Origin of the sequence: Xanthomonas populi, from assembly GCF_002940065.1 — a bacterium.
Taxonomy (GTDB): domain Bacteria; phylum Pseudomonadota; class Gammaproteobacteria; order Xanthomonadales; family Xanthomonadaceae; genus Xanthomonas; species Xanthomonas populi.
In genome coordinates this window covers 1-17,848 of the sequence record NZ_MDEJ01000049.1, presented here as the reverse complement: position 1 = coordinate 17,848, position 17,848 = coordinate 1, and the positions used below count along the sequence as shown (strand labels likewise).

Annotated in this window: 15 protein-coding genes; 10 read left to right on the top strand and 5 right to left on the bottom strand. The window is 65.6% G+C overall.

Annotation, left to right across the window (positions count from 1 at the left end):
• Positions 1-73 precede the first annotated feature (73 nt).
• Complete coding sequence (gene fabG / locus XpopCFBP1817_RS09870; protein WP_128417000.1) at positions 74-811, top strand: 3-oxoacyl-ACP reductase FabG; 738 nt, start codon at positions 74-76, stop codon at positions 809-811.
• Positions 812-1,391: 580 nt separating this feature from the next.
• Here fabG and XpopCFBP1817_RS09860 read toward each other — a convergent pair.
• The 4 genes from XpopCFBP1817_RS09860 to XpopCFBP1817_RS09845 are packed head-to-tail and all read right to left on the bottom strand — an operon-like array spanning position 1,392 to position 5,798.
• Positions 1,392-3,014, bottom strand: a complete 1,623-nt coding sequence (locus XpopCFBP1817_RS09860; protein ID WP_128416999.1) for an NAD(P)/FAD-dependent oxidoreductase — start codon at positions 3,012-3,014, stop codon at positions 1,392-1,394.
• Entirely contained in the window at positions 3,011-3,832 is an 822-nt protein-coding gene (locus tag XpopCFBP1817_RS09855; RefSeq protein ID WP_128416998.1) for a glycosyltransferase family 2 protein, read from the bottom strand. The genes XpopCFBP1817_RS09860 and XpopCFBP1817_RS09855 overlap by 4 nt, the downstream gene beginning before the upstream one ends.
• Positions 3,829-4,602: a beta-ketoacyl synthase chain length factor gene (locus XpopCFBP1817_RS09850; protein WP_128416997.1), complete on the bottom strand. Its 774-nt coding sequence runs from the start codon at positions 4,600-4,602 to the stop codon at positions 3,829-3,831. The genes XpopCFBP1817_RS09855 and XpopCFBP1817_RS09850 overlap by 4 nt, the downstream gene beginning before the upstream one ends.
• Complete coding sequence (locus tag XpopCFBP1817_RS09845; RefSeq protein ID WP_128416996.1) at positions 4,602-5,798, bottom strand: beta-ketoacyl-[acyl-carrier-protein] synthase family protein; 1,197 nt, start codon at positions 5,796-5,798, stop codon at positions 4,602-4,604. Before XpopCFBP1817_RS09845 ends, XpopCFBP1817_RS09850 begins: the two co-directional genes overlap by 1 nt.
• A 218-nt stretch (positions 5,799-6,016) precedes the next feature.
• Here XpopCFBP1817_RS09845 and XpopCFBP1817_RS09840 point away from each other — a divergent pair, with 218 nt between their 5' ends.
• The 5 genes from XpopCFBP1817_RS09840 to zwf all read left to right on the top strand — a co-directional run bounded on the left by XpopCFBP1817_RS09840 (position 6,017) and on the right by zwf (position 13,626).
• Complete coding sequence (locus XpopCFBP1817_RS09840) at positions 6,017-6,277, top strand: YcgL domain-containing protein (protein ID WP_128417012.1); 261 nt, start codon at positions 6,017-6,019, stop codon at positions 6,275-6,277.
• On the top strand, positions 6,270-9,581 hold the full coding sequence (locus XpopCFBP1817_RS09835; RefSeq protein ID WP_128416995.1) for an ankyrin repeat domain-containing protein: 3,312 nt from the start codon (positions 6,270-6,272) through the stop codon (positions 9,579-9,581). Before XpopCFBP1817_RS09840 ends, XpopCFBP1817_RS09835 begins: the two co-directional genes overlap by 8 nt.
• A gap of 29 nt (positions 9,582-9,610) precedes the next feature.
• Positions 9,611-9,937, top strand: coding sequence for a phosphotyrosine protein phosphatase (locus XpopCFBP1817_RS09830; protein ID WP_167393893.1), 327 nt, complete (start codon positions 9,611-9,613; stop codon positions 9,935-9,937).
• Between the two features lie 63 nt (positions 9,938-10,000).
• A complete protein-coding gene (locus XpopCFBP1817_RS09825; RefSeq protein ID WP_128416994.1) occupies positions 10,001-11,800 on the top strand; it encodes a glycoside hydrolase family 15 protein in 1,800 nt (599 codons plus the stop codon).
• Positions 11,797-13,626 carry a glucose-6-phosphate dehydrogenase gene (gene zwf, locus XpopCFBP1817_RS09820; protein WP_128416993.1) on the top strand — a complete coding sequence of 610 codons (1,830 nt, stop codon included), beginning with the start codon at positions 11,797-11,799 and terminating at the stop codon, positions 13,624-13,626. Before XpopCFBP1817_RS09825 ends, zwf begins: the two co-directional genes overlap by 4 nt.
• A 184-nt stretch (positions 13,627-13,810) precedes the next feature.
• Here the strand turns inward: zwf and XpopCFBP1817_RS09815 are convergent, their stop codons facing one another.
• Positions 13,811-15,628, bottom strand: coding sequence for a monovalent cation:proton antiporter-2 (CPA2) family protein (locus XpopCFBP1817_RS09815; protein ID WP_128416992.1), 1,818 nt, complete (start codon positions 15,626-15,628; stop codon positions 13,811-13,813).
• 165 nt (positions 15,629-15,793) lie between these two features.
• On the opposite strand from XpopCFBP1817_RS09815, the gene XpopCFBP1817_RS09810 reads away from it, so the two are divergent.
• From XpopCFBP1817_RS09810 to XpopCFBP1817_RS09795, 4 genes are read left to right on the top strand one after another with little or no spacing between them, the layout of a single operon-like run.
• Complete coding sequence (locus XpopCFBP1817_RS09810; protein WP_244171126.1) at positions 15,794-16,312, top strand: PAAR domain-containing protein; 519 nt, start codon at positions 15,794-15,796, stop codon at positions 16,310-16,312.
• Complete coding sequence (locus XpopCFBP1817_RS09805; RefSeq protein WP_128416991.1) at positions 16,213-16,647, top strand: DUF4123 domain-containing protein; 435 nt, start codon at positions 16,213-16,215, stop codon at positions 16,645-16,647. The genes XpopCFBP1817_RS09810 and XpopCFBP1817_RS09805 overlap by 100 nt, the downstream gene beginning before the upstream one ends.
• Complete coding sequence (locus XpopCFBP1817_RS09800) at positions 16,637-16,990, top strand: hypothetical protein (RefSeq protein ID WP_244171125.1); 354 nt, start codon at positions 16,637-16,639, stop codon at positions 16,988-16,990. The genes XpopCFBP1817_RS09805 and XpopCFBP1817_RS09800 overlap by 11 nt, the downstream gene beginning before the upstream one ends.
• Before the next feature lies 1 nt (position 16,991).
• The gene (locus XpopCFBP1817_RS09795; protein ID WP_128416990.1) at positions 16,992-17,696 is read left to right on the top strand and encodes a Tox-REase-5 domain-containing protein; all 705 of its coding nucleotides are present in this window, start codon (positions 16,992-16,994) and stop codon (positions 17,694-17,696) included.
• Positions 17,697-17,848: the final 152 nt, after the last annotated feature.

Genomic DNA, 17,848 nt, shown 5'->3' with positions numbered 1-17,848 from the left:
GGCCGCCGCGACTGGTTAGGATGATGTCCCTTCTCATTCCCGCTGCCGCGTGTGCGGCTCCATCGAGGCTTTCATGAGCACTTCCATTCCACAGCGCCGCGCGCTCATCACCGGCGGTAGCGGCGATCTTGGCGGTGCGATCTGCCGTCACCTGGCTGCGCAAGGCCGGCACGTGATCGTGCATGCCAACCGCAATATCGCGCGTGCCGATGACGTCGTTGCGGCAATCGTGGCCGAGGGAGGCAGTGCAGAGGCGGTGGCCTTCGATGTGGCCGATGCGCAGGCCAGTGCATCGGCGCTGGCAAGTTTGCTGGAAGTCGGCCCGATCCAGATCGTGGTCAACAACGCCGGCATCCACGACGATGCGCCGATGGCCGGCATGAGCGCCGAGCAATGGCATCGGGTCATCGACGTGTCGCTGCACGGGTTCTTCAACGTCACCCAGCCGCTGCTGTTGCCGATGGCGCGTACGCGCTGGGGCCGCATCGTCAGTGTGTCGTCGGTGGCGGCGGTGCTGGGCAATCGCGGGCAAACCAACTACGCCGCCGCCAAGGCCGCGTTGCACGGCGCCAGCAAATCGTTGTCGCGCGAGATGGCCAGCCGTGGCATTGCGGTCAACGTGGTCGCCCCTGGCGTGATCGAAAGCGAGATGGTGGGCGAAAGTTTTGCGCCGGAGGTGATCAAGCAATTAGTGCCGGCGGGACGTGTCGGCAAGCCCGACGAAGTCGCCGCATTGGTGGCGTTCCTGTGCTCCGAGTCAGCCGGTTATATCAATGGCCAGGTCATCGGCATCAACGGTGGGATGGGCTGAGAGCGGCTACAAAACGACTGCGCGCACTCCCAGGCGGGCGCCAGCTTCGTAGTTCCCATCAGCACACAGCCAAGTGAGCAGGTGCGATGTCCTTACCGCCTGCGGGACCGTGTGGCGGCATGGATGCCGCCACCGAGCCTCCAGTAATGGATTCACGGCGTATCCCGCAGGCGGTGAGGGCATCGCGCCCTCGACCCGCTCGGCTTGGAACATCCAGACTGCGCTGAAGTTCAAGATCTCGGTCGCTTTGAGAGGTAATTGAACGGTGCGGATGCGTCTGGTGTAGAGCGGCTGATCTGCGGTTTGGTTGCAGGGCCCTTGCCCGCCCACCATCGCGGGACACGCCGCAAGTACGTCCGTGTAGGCTCTTACGCGGCATCCATGCCGCGTAAGGTCCCGCGACGGTGGGCGGGCAAGGACCCGTCGAGAGTGTCGGTGTGCATGGTTGTGAGCTGCGAATGCCGGCTTGGCTGCCGGTCTGTTGGATCTTCATGACCGGCTTGCGCTTGCGTGCAGCACGCGCGTATAAAGAAAGCTTGGACCAAGCAAAACGCGCCGTTGTCGGCGCGTTCGAGCAAGTTCACGCCGCGTCGGCGTACCAGGCTGCGGTCAGGATCGGTTCGCCGATTGCGTTGGCGGTCAACGCGTCCAGGCCGTGATCCGGCAGCTCGGGATGGCGTTGACGTGCCTGCAGCAGAATCTCGCGCGCCAGTACCGCCATGCGCGCGATGTTGCTGTGGATGCGCGCGGTGAAGGCTTCGTCGTCCAGCGTATCGTGCAAGGCGTCATTGAGTTCGTTGAACCAGCCGATCAGATACTGATCCAGCAGGCGTCCATCGCCGGTGGCCACACCTTGTTCGCTGTTGTGCTGGCCCCAGTCGTGCAGCACGCGTTGCATCGCCAGATTGATGTCGCGCGCGTACAGGAAGTCGGTCTTCATGCGTGCGAGTAAACTCAGATCCGCGATGCGTCCGCTGCAGAACAGTGGCGCCAGCAGCGACCAGTAATAGGTGTAATCCCAGATCACCTTGACCTGCATCACCTGCGCATCGCCGAACAAGGCGTACTGATCCTGGTACAGCGTCAAGGTGTTTTCGTAGAACGAGAAATACAGCTGCTGATACAGCTCTGCGTACGGGCTGAGCGATTTGCCGGCGCGGTCGCGGCCGATCAACTCGCAGATGTAGGTGTTGGAAATCGCAATGAAGTCGCTGCCGGGCGAATAGAACGGGTCCAGAAACAGGCCCGCTTCGCCGGTGAGTGCCCAGCGCTGCGGCGAGAACACCTGCTTGCAGCCATAGGAGAAGTTGCGCAGGAACAAGAAGTCCTGCAGCCGGTAATCGGCCTTGTCGAGCGTGGCGGCGACCTGGGGCTGATGCGTGCGCAGCCAGGTCATCGCTTTTTCGTGCGTGTTCATGCTGTCCAGCGGATGCATGGCCGCATCGCAGACGATGCCCAGCGAATGCGCGCTGGAGGAGAGCGGAATCAGCCAGAACCAGTAGCCTGGCCCGCACATGTGATTGGTCGAGCGCCAGCGGTCTGGGGGCGTGCAGCGCTGTAACCAGCTGCTGTCCTGCGACCAGCCATTGGGGTCGATCAAGCCTTCCACGCGCCACCACACCGCGTTGGCATCGTGCGCGTTGTCCTGCGCCAGGCCGAGCTTGCGCTTGAGCAGGCCGGCGCGGCCGCTGGCGTCCACCACCCAACGTGCGCTCAGCGTGCCGGGCTCGCCGGCGCGCTCGTAGCGCACGGCGTGGTCGCTGTCATCGTCGGCCAACGCCACGTCCTTGACGCTGCAGCTGTCGACAAAGGTGATGCCTTGCGCGCGGGCGCGTTCGCCGAGAAAATTTTCGAAGCGGCCGCGATCGATCTGCCACGACGGCGTCGGCAGGATCTGGCTGACGCCCAGCTCGGTGCAACGGTCGATGTCCTGCCGCTTGTCGGAAAAGAAAAAGCGGAAGCCGAACTTGCGGATCTGCTCGGTCTCCAGATGCTCACGCAGGCCCAGCACGTTGGCGAAATAATGCGCGCCGATTTCCACCGTGGATTCGCCGACCTTGAACGCGGCCTCGCGCACCGGGTGCGCGCGCCGTTCCAGCACGGTGATCGCCAGCGCGGGATCGCGCTGTTTCAACTGCAGCGCCAGACTCAGACCGGCCAGGCCACCACCGGTGATCACGACATCGGCACGCTGTGTATTCATGGGGAGTGGTTGCTCTTGGTGACCGCGGGCACAGTAGCAAATTCGCTGCCAACGTCGTCGATCAGTACCGGGTTGGCGCGCACGTGGCGGTATTCGCGCCAGATATGCCCGTAGTTCCAGGTTTGGGCGACCACATGCGAGGTGATTTCCCAAAGATCGCGCACCAGGCGGAAGTGGCTCTTGCGAAACGTGCCTGGCGAGGTGCCGGCGTAACGGGTTTCGATCGGCACCGCGACCACGCGGGCACCGGCCTGGCGTGCGGCGGAAATCAGCAATTGCGCTTCGAATACGAAGCCTTCGCCGGGCACGTTGGGCAGGGTGAACACCGACGCTGGATACAGGCGTTGGCCGCTCTGGCTGTCGACCAACTGGAAGCCGCAGGCCCAGGCGATACCCCAGTCGCCGAAGTTGTTGCCGATGCGGCGGATGGCGGGCTGGGTGGCGCGCTTGCGCATGCGTGCGCCGACGATCACGCAACCGGGATGGCGGTTGGCCGCGGCCAGCAGGCGTGGAAAGTCTGCCGCCTTGTGCTGCCCATCGCCGTCCATGGTCATCACCGCGCGCATGCCCAGGCGCTGCGCTTGCGCAAAGCCGCTGCGTAACGCGGCGCCCTTGCCCATGCGCTGCGGATGACGGATCAGCGTCACCGGCAGGTCGGCAATGCAATCGGCGGTGCCATCGTCGGAGCCGTCGTCGATCACAATCACCTGCGAACAATAGGTGAGCGCATCGTTGACCACGTCGCGGATGCGCAACGACTCGTTCAGGGCCGGCACCAGGATCGCGGTGTCTTCGCGGGTCAATGGCTGCCGGCTCACCGCTGGATCTCCACGCGCAGCACACGGCCCGGGCCAGCGTAAAGCGCCACGCTATCGCCACCACTGGCCAGTAGGTCCAACAGCGGCAGCATCGGCGCCATCGCGTTGCTGGCGAGATGGCAACACAGCGGGCCGTCGCACGGCGTTGGCGTGCCGTCGTCCAGCCGCGCCCGCAGCTGCGGCTTGCCGGCCTGGCCAGGCAAGCCCAATACCAGCGCGCCACCGAGCAGGCCGCGGCTGGGCGCAATCCGGCCCAGCGGCCCGACCGAGCGGGCGTCGTAGCCGGCCAGCAGCACTGCGTCCATGCCGGCGGCGCGTTGCACCAGCGCTTCCAGCAGGCCTTGGGCGAAGCTGGCCAGGCTGGCGCTGATCGCGGTGGCCGGGGTCATCGCCCCGGCGCCGATGGTCCAGTAGCCGGCAGCGGCGTTATGCACCGAGTTGTGGAACTTGGTCGGCGAGATCGTCAACGGGTCGCTGGCCAGCGTGGTGCACATGTAGTCGGAGATGGCCAGATCGCCGTAAGTGGAGGTAAAGATCGACGGCAGGCTGGCCGGGTCGCGGCCGGCGGCGGTGCAGGCGGCCAATGCGGCTTCCAGCGAGACCGCCACCGTGTCCGGTGCGCGGCGGCGCTCGTTGGCGGCCAGCAGCTGCGGTGCCGGGCGTGCCGGGGTCTGCTGCAGATCACCGCTGTTCACGAAGGCAATGGCGGCGTCCCAGTTGGGCAGGCCCTGGGTCCAGAAGCCGATGCCTTCGACGGTGGCAGCCAGCATCAGCGGGCCCGCCCGAACAGCAGCGAGCAGTTGTTGCCGCCAAAACCGAAGGAGTTGTTCATGGCGTAATCGATCTTGGAATGGGCGTTGTCGAAACGGATCTGCGGGCCGCAGGCAGGGTCGGGCACGTCGCTGTTGAGCGTGCCCGGCAGCACGCCATCGCGCAGTGCCAGCAACGCGATCACCGATTCCACGATGCCGGCCGCGCCCAGGGTGTGGCCGGTCCAGGCCTTGGTCGAACTGGCGTGCAGGGTGGCGGGGAAGATCGCCGCCACGGCGGCCGCTTCCACGCTGTCGTTGGCCGGCGTGGCGGTGCCGTGCAGATTCAGATAACCCACCGCTGCCGGCTCCAGGCCGGCGCGTTCGAGCGCCCCGCGCATGGCCAGCTGCGCGCCCAGGCCCTGCGGGTGCGGGGCGGACATATGGTGGGCATCGCTGGATTCGCCATAGCCGTACAGCCACAGCGCCCCGTCCGGTGCGGCGCCTGGGCGTTCGAGCATGGCAAAGCCGCCGGCCTCGCCCAGGCTCAGCCCGACCCGGCGCGCGTCGAACGGCTGGCACATCTCGGGTGCGACCACCTGCAGCGAGTTGAAGCCGAACAGCACGCTGCCACAGAGGGTATCCACGCCGCCGACCAGCGCTGCGTCCACCACGCCGGCGGCGATCAGGCGCGCGGCCTGGGCGAACACCTTGGCGCTGGACGAACAGGCGGTGGCCACGGTCACGCTCGGGCCGCGCAGGCCGGTGGCGTGCTGCACGAAATCACCCAGCGAATGCGGGGTGTGCACGATCGGGCGATTCAGATCGTCCGGGAAACGCGCACCGTCGGCGTCTTCGACCAGGCGCGTGTAGGCCTCTTCGCTGGCGCCGATACTGGAGGTGGAGGTGCCGATGATCACCGCCACGCGCTCGGCGCCGTAGCGCTGCGCAGCGGCCTGCACGGCTTGCGCCATGCCGTCCTGCTGCAGGGCCAGCCAGGCCAGGCGATTGTTGCGGCAGTCCCAGCCTTGCAGGGAATCGGGTAACACCACCGCTTCCACGCCAGCGACGCGGCCGATCCAGCATGGCAGCGGCTGCGGGCCGAAATCGTTGCGACGCAAGCCGCTGCGGCGGTCGGTCAGGGCAGCGGCCTGGGCGTGGAGCCCGGCGCCGAGCGCGGTGGTGGAAGTGAAAGCGGTGACGGCGACCGGGGCCATGTGGGACGGATGCTGCGCGTGGTTCACGGTGGTCTGGCTGGTAAAAAGTGCGCTCAGTATATCGATGGTGTGTCCCCAGCCCGTTGATGGCGCAACTGAACGTGCCGGTCATGTCGCTGACGCTGCTGGGATTTTTCGCAACGTCCGCGCTTTCGCCATCGGCGCAATTGGGACACAATCCTGCGACACACTTCTCGATCGAGCGCGACCACGCGCGCATGCACGCCTACGTCTATAAAAGCCAACGCAAGCAAGACACCTTCTGCTATCTCGCCATGCGTGACGATTTCTCCGGTCTTCCCGCCGCCGTGCACGCGCAGCTGGCGCCGTTCGCGTTTGTGCTGGAGGTGGTGTTGACGCCGCAGCGCCGTCTGGCGCAAGCGGACGCGGTGACAGTGCTCGAAGCGCTCAGCAAGCACGGCTTCTACATGCAACTGCCCAAGACGGTGGTGCTGGCGGGCGAGTGCGACTATGACTGAGGCCACGCGTGCCGCGCGGTGGCGCGCCGCAGCGCTGGCTGGCGCTGCCGGCGTGGTGTTGTCGCTGCTGGGCGGCGTTGGTGGCAGCGTTGCTGCGTTGACGTTATGGCTGGCGCAGCCGGCATTCGCGCTGGCGGTGTCGTGGGCACGCGGCACGCGCGCATTGCCGAGCCAGCCGCGTGCGATCGCGCAGGCGTTGCCGCCGTTGCTGGCGATCTGGGGCGTCGGTCTGCTGGCCCTGGCCGCCTTGATTACCTGGCCGCTGACTGCCTTGCGCGACAGCGGCAGCCTGGCCGCTGCGTTGGCGCTGAGTGTTGCGGTCAGCGCCGCGCTGCTCGGGCTGTGGCGGACCTGGCCGCTGTGGGGCGAGGTCGAGCGTGACGGTGGCGCCCTGGCACCGCGCTGGCACGCGCTGGCCACACAAGAGTTGCATGCCTGGCGCGGTCTGCTGGCCGCAGTGTTGGTGCTGGCGATGTGCACGCTGGCCGTGGCGCTGGCCTGGCCGGGCTGGTTGTCGAGCAGCCTGCGCTGGGGCCTGACCGCGGCAGCCAGCGTGTTGCTGCCGGCGGCCCATGTGCTGCTGCAACGCACCGCCGCACCGACGCGCAGCGATGCCCCGGTGGCACGGCAGGCCGCCGATTTCTTCTCCGAAGCCGCGGCCGAACCGCGCCCGCTGGAGCCGGTTGCCCAGCATCAGTTGGTGCCAGAACTGTTCGAAGCCGCGCGTAGTGGACGCGTGGACCGTGCACTGCAGTTACTCGACGCCGGCGCCGACCCGCAGGCGATGCCGCTGCCGGAATGGCGCGATCAACGCAGCCTGCCCGCGCTGGCCGCGGTATTGCCGGATCTGCGCCTGCTGCGCGAGCTGATCGTGCGCCGCGTCGATGTCAACCAACCGCATCGCGGCATGACCCCATTGCTGGCCGCCACGCGCGACAGCTGGCATGGCCGCCCCGACGCGGTGATGACGCTGCTGGCCAACGGCGCCGACCCGCGCGCCACCGACAACGACGGCAACACGCCGCTGCATCACGCCGTGCGCAGTTCCGACCCGGGCGTGGCCGCGCTGTTGCGCGATGCCGCCGCCGAGCTCGACGCGCTCAACAGCGAAGGCTACTCGCCGTTGGCGATGGCCTGCCAGGTCGGCAACTGGCGGCTGGCCAAGTTTCTGCTGGAACGCGGCGCGCATTCCGAACCGGAAGGCGGCGCACCCGTGCTGCTGGCCGCCGCCGGCACCGAGGAAGACGACCCGGCCGGCGTGCAGCTGCTGCTCAAGCACAAGGCACGCGTGGATGCGCGCGACCGCCAACGCCGCAGCGCCTTGCACGAAGCCGCACTGGCCGGGCACGGCGATATCGTCGAAGCATTGTTGTCGGCTGGCGCCAATCTGGAAGCGCGCGATCTGCTTGGCCGCACGCCGTGGCTGGACGCAGCGCGGCACGCACGCAGCGCGGTGCTCGAACGGCTGGTCGCACGCAAGGCCGATGTGCTGGCCATCGATGGCGACGGCCGCACTGCGGTGATGCTGGCCTGCGCCGCCGACCGCGTGTCGCCGGCCTTGATCCGGCGCCTGCTCGATCTGCAGGTGCCGGCCGACAGTGTTGATATGCATGGCCGTCGCGCCGTGGATGTGGCCGCCGAAGCCGGGCGCTGGGCGATCGTGCAATTGCTCGATCCCCGCTATCCGTTACCGGCTGCGGTCAGTGATGGACGCGGCGATACCGCCGGCGTTGCCGATCGCCCGCCCTTGGTGCTGTTGCGCGAAGGCCTGCAATTGGGTCAACGCGATGGCCTGGCCGCATTGGCCAGGCTGTGCGGCCCGGAAGAACTGGGCGGCTTGTTGCACGATGCGCATCTGGCCTTGAATGCCGACGCGGTGGACTGGCTGCTGCGCCACGGCGCCGATGCCGACGTGCGCGATGCCTGTGGCGACGTGCCGATGTTTGCGCTGCTCTCGCGCGGTGTGGAGGAGGTGCCTGCACTGCAGGCGCTGCTGCGCCATGGCGTCTCGCCCGCAGGCGCCGGCGGGCTGACCCGGCTGCTCAGCGCCTGCGTGCAGCACGATGCGGCATCGCGCGGGCTGGAACAGTTCGCGCTGGAATTGCTCGAACGCGGCGCCGACCCGTTCGCCCGGTCGGCCGCCGGCGACCCGCCGTTGTCGCTTGCCGTGCGGCTGGGTTGGCTGCGCCTGCAGCAGTGGTTGCTGGAGCATGGCGTGGACCGCGAAGCGCGCGACAGCCACGGCATGACCGCCTTGCATCTGGCCACCGCGCTGGGCCGTGACGCTTCGCTGAAATTGCTGGTCAAACAGGGCGCCTCGCCAGAAGCGCGCGCGGCCGACGGGCAGACCCCGCTGGGCGTGGCGTTGTCGATCGGCCGTCGCGATCTGGCCGACTGGCTCGACTGGCGCATCTGGTCGCTGCCGCACCGCACCTTGCGCGACGCCGATGTACCGGCCGCGGCCATGACCGGCGACACCGATGCGGTGCGTCGCCTGATCGATCTCGGCCTGCCGGTCGATGCCATCGATGCGCAAGGCTGCACCGCGCTGCTGCGCGCCGCCGGTGGCGGCCATCTCGGCGTGGTGTCGCATTTGCTCGGGCGCGGCGCCGATCCGCAACGCGCGGCCAATAGCGGCGCCACGCCGTTGTCGGCGGCAGTGAGCATGCGTCAGACCGAGATCGTGGCCGCGTTGTTGCAGGCCGGCGCGCAGATCGAGCATCGCCTGCCCGGCGGCGTCACTGTGCTGATGCTGGCCGGCGCGCTGGGTTTGCCGGATATCGTGGCGCGCCTGCTGACCGCTGCGGCCGACGTCCATGCCAACGACGATCAAGGCCTGGCGCCGCTGCATTGCGCCGCGCTGTACGGTTTCACCGCGCGCGACAAGAGCCGCTTGCTGGCCTTGCTGGACACCTTGCTGCTGGCCGGCGCCGACCCGGAGTACCTGGCCGGTGGTCGGGTCAGCCCGTTGCTGCTGTTGCTGGGCGCACGTGCCGAACCGGGCACTGCCTGCGACGAGCAAGTGGTGCTGGCCGGCGTCGAACGCCTGCTCGACGAAGACGTCGCTCTGGATGTGGCCGATCAACGCGGCTTCGGTCCGCTGCATCTGGCCGCATTGCACGGCCTGCCGTTGCTGGTGCAGCGCCTGCTGCGTGCCGGCGCCGACGCCGACCGCCGCGACGCGCTCAACCGCACCGCGCGCGAGATCGCGATCATGCGCGGCTTCATCGATGTGGCCGGCCAGTTCGAACCCGCCTTGCCGGGTGTGTCCTCGATGGCGCGCTTCCTGCGCGAAGGCCGCTGAGCCGGCGCGGCGGCGCACCGCTGCGGGTTCTGTTCGTGTGCAGCCGCAACCGCCTGCGCAGCCCCACCGCCGAACGGGTGTTCGCCGCCTGGCCGGGCGTGCAAACCCAATCGGCCGGGCTGGCCGCAGCTGCGCAACTGCAGGTCACCCCCGAGCTGCTGCACGAAGCGCAAGGGGTGCTGGTGATGGAACGCCGCCATCTGACATCGCTGCGCAAACGCTCCGCTGCGCATCTGCGCCATTGCCGGGTGATCTGTCTGCAGATTCCCGACGATGACGCCTATATGGACCCGGCACTGATCCATCGTCTGGAAGACACGGTGCCACCACTGCTGCGTCTGCCGGCGCATTCGTAACCTGATCCCGACACCACGCGTGTAAGACTGGGCTTTCCCTCGCACGAAGGAAGCGGCTCTACGATGAGCGTGCGTATCGAGGACCACGCCATGCTGGGCAATTGCCACAGTGCGGCCCTGGTTGACCACCGCGGCACCATCGACTGGCTGTGTCTGCCACGTTTCGATTCCGATGCCTTCTTCGCATCGTTGCTGGGCGATGCGCAACACGGGCAATGGGCGTTGTCGCCCGCCACCGCATTCCGCAGCGAACGCGCGTACGACGACGACAGCCTGGTGTTGTGCACGCGCATGAGCACCGACACCGGCACGGTGGAACTGGTCGACTTCATGGTCGCCAGCGAGGAGGACGACAGCCACCAGCATCTGGTGCGGATCGTGCGCTGCGTGCAGGGCGAGGTGCCGATGCACATGCGCCTGACGTTCCGCTTCAACTACGGCCGCACGGTGCCGTGGGTGACCGGCATCGAGGGCGGCATCCGCGCCATCGCCGGCCCCGACCAGCTCGCCTTGCGCTCGCCGCAGGAACTGCACGGCGAAGACATGGGCACCGAGACCGACTTCACGCTGCGCGAGGGCCAAAGCACCTGGTTTCTACTCAGCCATGGCTTGTCGCACCAGCCCACGCCCCAGGCGATCGACCCGGAACAGGCACTGCTACGTACAACAGCGTTCTGGCATGACTGGGCACGCCGCTGCACCGATGTCGGCCCGTGGACCGAGCAGGTGCGGCGCTCGCTGGTGGTCTTGAAAGGGCTGAGTTATCTGCCCACCGGCGGCATTGTCGCCGCGCCCACTGCATCGTTGCCCGAGCATCTGGGTGGCGCCCGCAACTGGGATTACCGCTATTGCTGGCTACGCGATTCGGTGTTTACGCTGATCGCCCTGTTGCAGGCTGGTTATCGCGATGAAGCAGAAGCATTCCGCGATTGGGTGCAACGCGCCATCGCCGGTTCGCCGGATCAGTTGCAGGCGCTCTACGGCATCGCCGGCGAACGCCGGTTGGAAGAGTGGGAAGCGCACTGGTTGCCCGGTTACGAGAACTCCGGCCCGGTGCGTATCGGCAATGGCGCGGTGGATCAGTTTCAGCTCGACGTCTACGGCGAGTTGATCGGCGCCTTTCATTACGCGCGCGAAAAGGGCGTGGCGCCGCCCGTAGATGACGATGGCTCGTCGGCATCGCTGCTGGAAAAGATACTGGACGCGCTGGAAGACCTGTGGCGCCTGCCCGATGAAGGCATCTGGGAAATCCGCGACGAGCGCCGCCATTTCGTGCATTCCAAGGTCATGGCATGGCTGGCGTTCGATTGCGGCGCCCGCGATGGCATCACCCATGCCGACGCAGCTAAGCGCGCGCATTGGGGCCGGCTTGCCGAGGAAATTCGCGATGAAGTACTGGAAAAAGGCGTGCACCCGGATGGCCACTTCGTGCAGAGTTATGGCTCCGACCGCCTGGACGCCTCACTGCTGCTGATCCCGATCGTGGGCTTTTTGCCGGCGGGCGACCCACGCATCGCCGCCACCGCCGATGCCATCGCACGCGATCTGACCATCGATGGATTGGTCGAACGCTATCGTGCCGACGACAGTGCCGATGGCCTGCCGGCGGGCGAGGGTACCTTTCTGGCCTGCAGTTTCTGGCTGGTGGAAAACTATGCATTGATCGGGCGCACCGACCAGGCAAGCGTGTTGCTTGAGCGTCTGCTCGGCCTGTGCAACGACGTGGGCCTGCTTGCAGAAGAATACGACCCGCGCAGCAAACGCATGCTTGGCAACTTCCCGCAAGGGTATTCCCACGTGGCCCTGGTCAATGCGGCATTGCGCCTGCACGGATGCATGGGCGAAAAGGAAACACTTCCATGAACGAACAAGCGATAACGCCGCCGTGCATCATCGTGGTATTAGGCGCGCGTGGCGATCTGACCAAGCGGTTGGTGATGCCTGCGCTGTATAACCTGCGTCGCTCCGGCGCATTGGGCGAGCAATTGGCCATCGTCGGCATGGATCATGGCGACATCAGCGAACGCGCGTGGCGCACGATGATGGGGCAGTCGATGCTCGAGCTGCTCAGCAGCCGCGATGCCGAATTCCAGACCGACGAATTCGATACCGACACCTGGGATTGGCTGCGCGAGCGCATGCATTATCTGCGCGGCGATTTCACTGACTTGGGTGCATATAAAGCGCTGGATGGCGTGCTGGAGAAACTGCACAAGCGCTATGGCACCCAGGGCAATATGCTGTTTTATCTCGCCACTGCCGCGCGGTTCTTCGAGCCGGTGTTGCGCAACCTGGGCGAAGCCGGGCTGGTCAAGCAACGCGAGGGCGAGGGCTGGCGTCGGGTGATCGTGGAAAAACCCTTCGGCCACGATCTGCCCAGCGCCAAGCAGCTCAATGCCACCGTCGCCCGCGTGTTGCATGAGGATCAGGTGTTCCGCATCGACCACTTCTTTGGCAAGGAGACCGTGCAGAACATTCTGGCGTTCCGTTTCGCCAACGGCTTGTTCGAGCCGGTGTGGAATCGCGACCGCATCGATCATGTGCAGATCACCGCCGCCGAAACCATCGGTGTGGAAGGCCGCGGACGTTTCTACGATCCCACCGGCTGTTTACGCGACATGGTGCCGAACCATTTGTTCCAGTTGCTGGCGATGATTGCAATGGAACCGCCAGCCGCATTCACCACCGAAGCGATGCACCGTCGCCGCGCCGAAGTGATCGAAGCGGTACGCCCGATCAAGCCCGAAGATGTGGTGCGCGGCCAATATGCCTCCGGCGCTGTGAGCCGCAGCGCCGTGCCGGGTTATCGCGAAGAAGACACCGTGCCGGAAGATTCGGAAACCGAAACCTATGTGGCGATGAAACTGCAGGTCGACACTTGGCGCTGGGCCGGGGTGCCGTTTTACCTGCGCACCGGCAAGCGCTTGCGCGAGCGCACCACCGAGATCGCGATCCGCTTCAAGCCTGCGCCGCTGGCACCGTTTCGCAGCACCGAGGTGGGCGGTTACGGCCCCGACTGGCTAGTGCTGCACATCCAGCCCGACGAAGGCATTTCGCTGCAGTTCGACGTCAAACGGCCCGGTGCGCAGGTCAGTCTGGCACCGGTGCGCATGGACTTCCGCTACCGCGACTGGTTTCCCAAGGAATACACGGTGGGCTACGAGCGCCTGCTGCAGGACTGCATGAACGGTGAGGCCGGGCTATTCCAGGATGCGGCAATGGTGGAAGGCGCCTGGCGCATCGTGCAGCCGATCCTGGACGCCTGGAAACAACCGCCCAGCGACTTCCCCAACTACGCCGCAGGCAGTGCCGGCCCGTCGGCCGCCGATGCATTGCTGGCAATGAATGGCGGACACGCCTGGCGCGCGCTCACCCCCGGCCGCAAGCCACCGCCGCGCCGCGCACCGGAAGCACGCAGCAGCGCCACCACGCCGATCAAGAAAGCCACCAAAAAGACAGAGAAGAAAGCGAGCAAGGCAACTTCCACACGTGCTGCCGGACCTGTCGCAAAATCTGCGGAAGCTGCGGCTGGTTCGCCCAGCCAGGTCGCAAAGACATCCGTCACCAAACGCGCGACAAAGAAGGTTGCAAAAGCAGCTGCAAAGCCTGTGCGCAACACAGCGGTCGGCAAGGTGGCAGCGAAGAAGTCGGCCAGCAAAAGCGCCACTGCGCGCAAACCGCGTAGCTGATTCACGCGCGCCAGCCGTTGCGTTACGGCTGGCGCGTATACGGATTGAGCGATAGCCAGCCGTCGCACTGGTGCCACGGTTTTTTTTGTGGGTCAGCAAGGCACTACGTGTGCGCAATGAACCTCCTGCGACCGCGACGTATTGCCCAAACGCACTGACGTTATCGGCATGCCCACAACGAGGCTTATTTTTCCTGCGTCGCCGCCACCGGCGCATCGTCGCCATCCACATCCGCCTTGACGTCGGCTTCGAACAAATTCATCAGGTCCGCGCGCGCGTCGCGTGCGGTCTGGATCACCTTGGCTTCGTCGTCGTAGACCAGATGCTGGCGATGCAGCAGTTCTTCGTCGTGCTGGCGAAAGCGTTTGACGTGTGCATGCGCTTCCGCTTTGCCCAGGCCGAGCGAGGTCAGCATGCGCTCGCTCAGTTCCAGGCTGGAAGCGAACACTTCGCGGAACGGTTCTGCGCCAAGGTCCATCAATTTCCATGCGTGCTGGCGGTTGCGTGCACGTGCCAGCACGGTGGCCTGCGGATACAGGCGGCGGATCAGCCGCACCGTCTTGATGTTGGTTTCCGGGTCGTCTATCGCGATCACGAACACCTTGATACGGTCGGCACCGGCGGCGCGCAGCAGCTCTGGCCGGGTCGGATCGCCGTAATACACCTGGCTGCCGAAACTGCGCATGTCATCCACGGTATCGGGGTTGTGCTCCAGCGCGACGAACGGCACGTGCCGGGCGGTGAGCAAGCGCGCCACGATCTGGCCGAAGCGGCCCATGCCCGCCACCAGGACCTTGGGCGTCTGCGTATCGATGGTGTCGAACGGGCGATCTGACTTGGATGCACCTGTCCGCAATGGTCCGTTGAGGATGCGCTGCATGCCGAGCAGCAACACCGGCGTGAGCGCCATCGACACACCGACAATGGCCACCAGGCGATCGTGATTGGCCGGCTCCAGCAAGCCTACACGGTCGGCTTCGTTGAACACCACGAAGGCGAATTCGCCGCCCAGCCACAACACGCTGCCCAGCATCAGGCTGCTGCGCAACGGCAGCTTGGCCACGGTGCCGATGCCGACCAGTAGCGAGAATTTCACCATCAGCAGGATCGCCACGCCGCTGGCGATCAGCCACGGCTCGGCGACGACCCGATTCAGATTGATACCCATGCCCACCGAGATGAAGAACAAACCCAGCAACAGGCCTTCGAACGGTTCGATCTGCGATTCGAGCTCGTGACGGAATTGCGAATCGGCCAGCAGCACGCCGGCCAGAAACGCGCCTAGGCTGGCGCTCAATCCCGCTTCTTGCATGATCCAGGCGGTGCCCAACACCACCAGCAATGCGCTGGCGGTGAACACTTCCGGCATGCGTGTGCGCGCCACCATGTTGAACAGATACCGCAGCACAAAGCGCCCGCACAGAATGACCAGCGCCAATGCCGCGACCGCCCTGGTCACGTCCTGCCATTCCAGCGTGGCGTTCTTGCTGCCGCCCAGCAACGGAATCGCCGCCAGCAATGGGATGGCGATCAGATCCTGAAACAGCAAAATGGCGAACGCCAGGCGCCCGTAGTCGTTGCCAAGCGCCTTGCGTTCGGACAGCAATTGCAGGCCCACCGCGGTGGACGACAATGCAAGCGCGACGCCGACGATCAGCGCGCCTTTCCAGCCCAGATTGCCGAGCATCAGCAAGCCGCCCAGGATCAACGTGGTCACCACCACCTGGGTGGCGCCGGCACCGAACACCGAATGGCGCATCACCTTCAAGCGCGACGGCGACAGTTCCAGGCCGATCACGAACAGCAGCATCACCACGCCAATTTCGGCGGCACCGCTGATGCGTTCGGCATCCTGCACCACGCCCACACCGTCGGGCCCGAGCACCACACCGGCGACCAGATAGGCCAACACCGCACCCAGGCCGAAGCGCTTGAATACCGGCACCGCCACGATGGCGGCCAGCATCAGCACCAGAGCCAGTTCCAGACCGCCGCTATGCATGCGCACTCTCCATTGAGGCAGCCATTATGCCGTTCAGGGCAACTGATGGGTTTAGATGGCCGCAGATCATCCGGCCGCCACGCGGAGCGCTGACGGCGCGCGCGTGCGCTTGACCGGCACGGTGGAGCACCCAATCATTCTTCCGGAGTCGATCGAGGTGACGGTATGCGCATGCTCATTGTCGTAGGCGACTACACCACTGGCGGCGGGCACGTGGTATCCGGTTCGATGGAAACCGACATCGACGGCAAGCCGGTGGCGCGGATCGGCGACCGCGCCACATGCAGCACGCACCAGGGCGTTTTCCCGATTGTGACCGGCGACGCCACCCTGATGATCGACGGCCAGCCGGTCGCGCGTCATGGTGACAAGCTGGCATGTGGCTGCGCGCTGATTTCAGGCAAGCAACCCAGTGCCTCCATCGACAGCGGTTCGGCCGCGACGAGCGGCAAGGCGATGGCGGCGGCATCGGCATCGGCATCGGTTGCTCTCCTGCTTCGGTACCAGCGTCAAACCAGGACGTGTGCGAGCAATGCCTGCTGGCCGCCGCGCAAAAAGGCGCGGCCTTCCTGGGCCGCTAGACGATGCACCGCTATGTCCTGGTCGATTGCGCTGTGCGCCGCGACGCTGCCAACACCCTGCGCTTCTACGCAGAAGACCTCCCGCACCGTTCGCTTTTCCTAGGCCGGCCCGAGCAAGCGCATGCCGACGCCGGCCCGTGGCTGGTGCAGGTGGACACCACCACCACGCTGCATGGCTGGCTCAACGCGCTGGACGGCACCTGCGTGCCGTGCGTCAGCTATCTCGCCTCGCCCCTGGCGTTCGAGCCGGTCTTTGCCCATCTGCAGTCCATGCTTGCCATGGCCCTGCCTGATGGATCGAGCGCCCTGCTGCGCTTCTACGATCCGCGCGTCATGCAGCGCCTGCGGCATGTGCTGAGCGCTGCGCAGTTGGACGGGCTTACCTCGCCCTTCACCGAATGGCACACCTGCCTTGGACGGCTCACCAATGCCCATTGAACTCACCGCCCAGCAGGAAGCCCTGCTGCGGCTTCCGGATCCGGACGCGTTCACCCAGCGCATCGCAGCCGAAATCCGACGCGACGCGCCAGCCGATGTGGCCCACCTCACCGAGGGCATGCTGCTGGAAAAGGTGCGTGCGGCCTACGATGCGGCAACGTATGAATTGCATATCACGCGCATTCCGACCCTGGTGCGCTGGGTGAAGTTGGACAGCGTCTCCAACGGTGAGCTGCGCCGACAGCAGGCGCTGGCGCTGAAGATCAAGACCGCCAGCGACGCCAATCTGGCCGCCGAAGACATGCTGTCGATCCTGATGGCCCAAACGCGTTGGAGCGACTGAGATGGCAACTGCGATCCCTGCCGGCGGACGGCTGTTGGGCGACGTCATTCGAGGCATCGTCACCGCCGAGCGCCTGCGCAAGCTGGCCGGCGCCATTCCAAAGGATGCCGTGCGCGAAGGCGATTGCACCAACCAGAAAGACGACACGCAATGCAACCAATGCAAGTTGAAAACCGGCGCGCTGCTGCCGGCGCGGCCGCGGCGCGCCATCCGCAAGCAGACCAAACTCAACTACGACTACCAGCTGTACATCGCCAACCTGAAGGCCGGGCCGGAGCACTTTTCGTATTGCGACAAGGTCAGCGGCCTGCCGCTGAGCGACGTCGACTTGTCGTTGGCGGGGCGTGCCTGGAGCGCGCTCAAGGGTGAGGCGCAGCCGGATGCGGAGCAGCTCAACATCACCGAATGGCTGTACAACGGGGTGTGGTTCGATGGGTTCTGGCGGGACGATTGCACCGTTGTTGATGCGAAGGGGCGGTATGCGCAGTTTCTTGATGAGGATGGAAGGCCGCTGCAGGGTTTCCCTTCCAATGTCGTTTTCCCAGACATGAGGAATGAATCGTTGTCGCATATATCGGCAGTCGAAACCGCTCTTCCTCAGGCAAAAGTGGAATGGCACTTTATGGAGGCAGCAACGTATTACCACGCTCGTAGAATTATTCCCTTGCCAATCACCACGCACTTCACTCCGCTTCCTCCGGTCTAAGCCTAATGATTACCGCGACCATCGATGTCACAGTAGAAAAGCAGTCTATTAAAAACGCAAAAGAGGGATACGCTTATGGGCACCTCGAACAACCAAGTCGTAGCCGTGGTGACACGCACTGGATGATGACCATACCTTCAAAAAATCAGCGA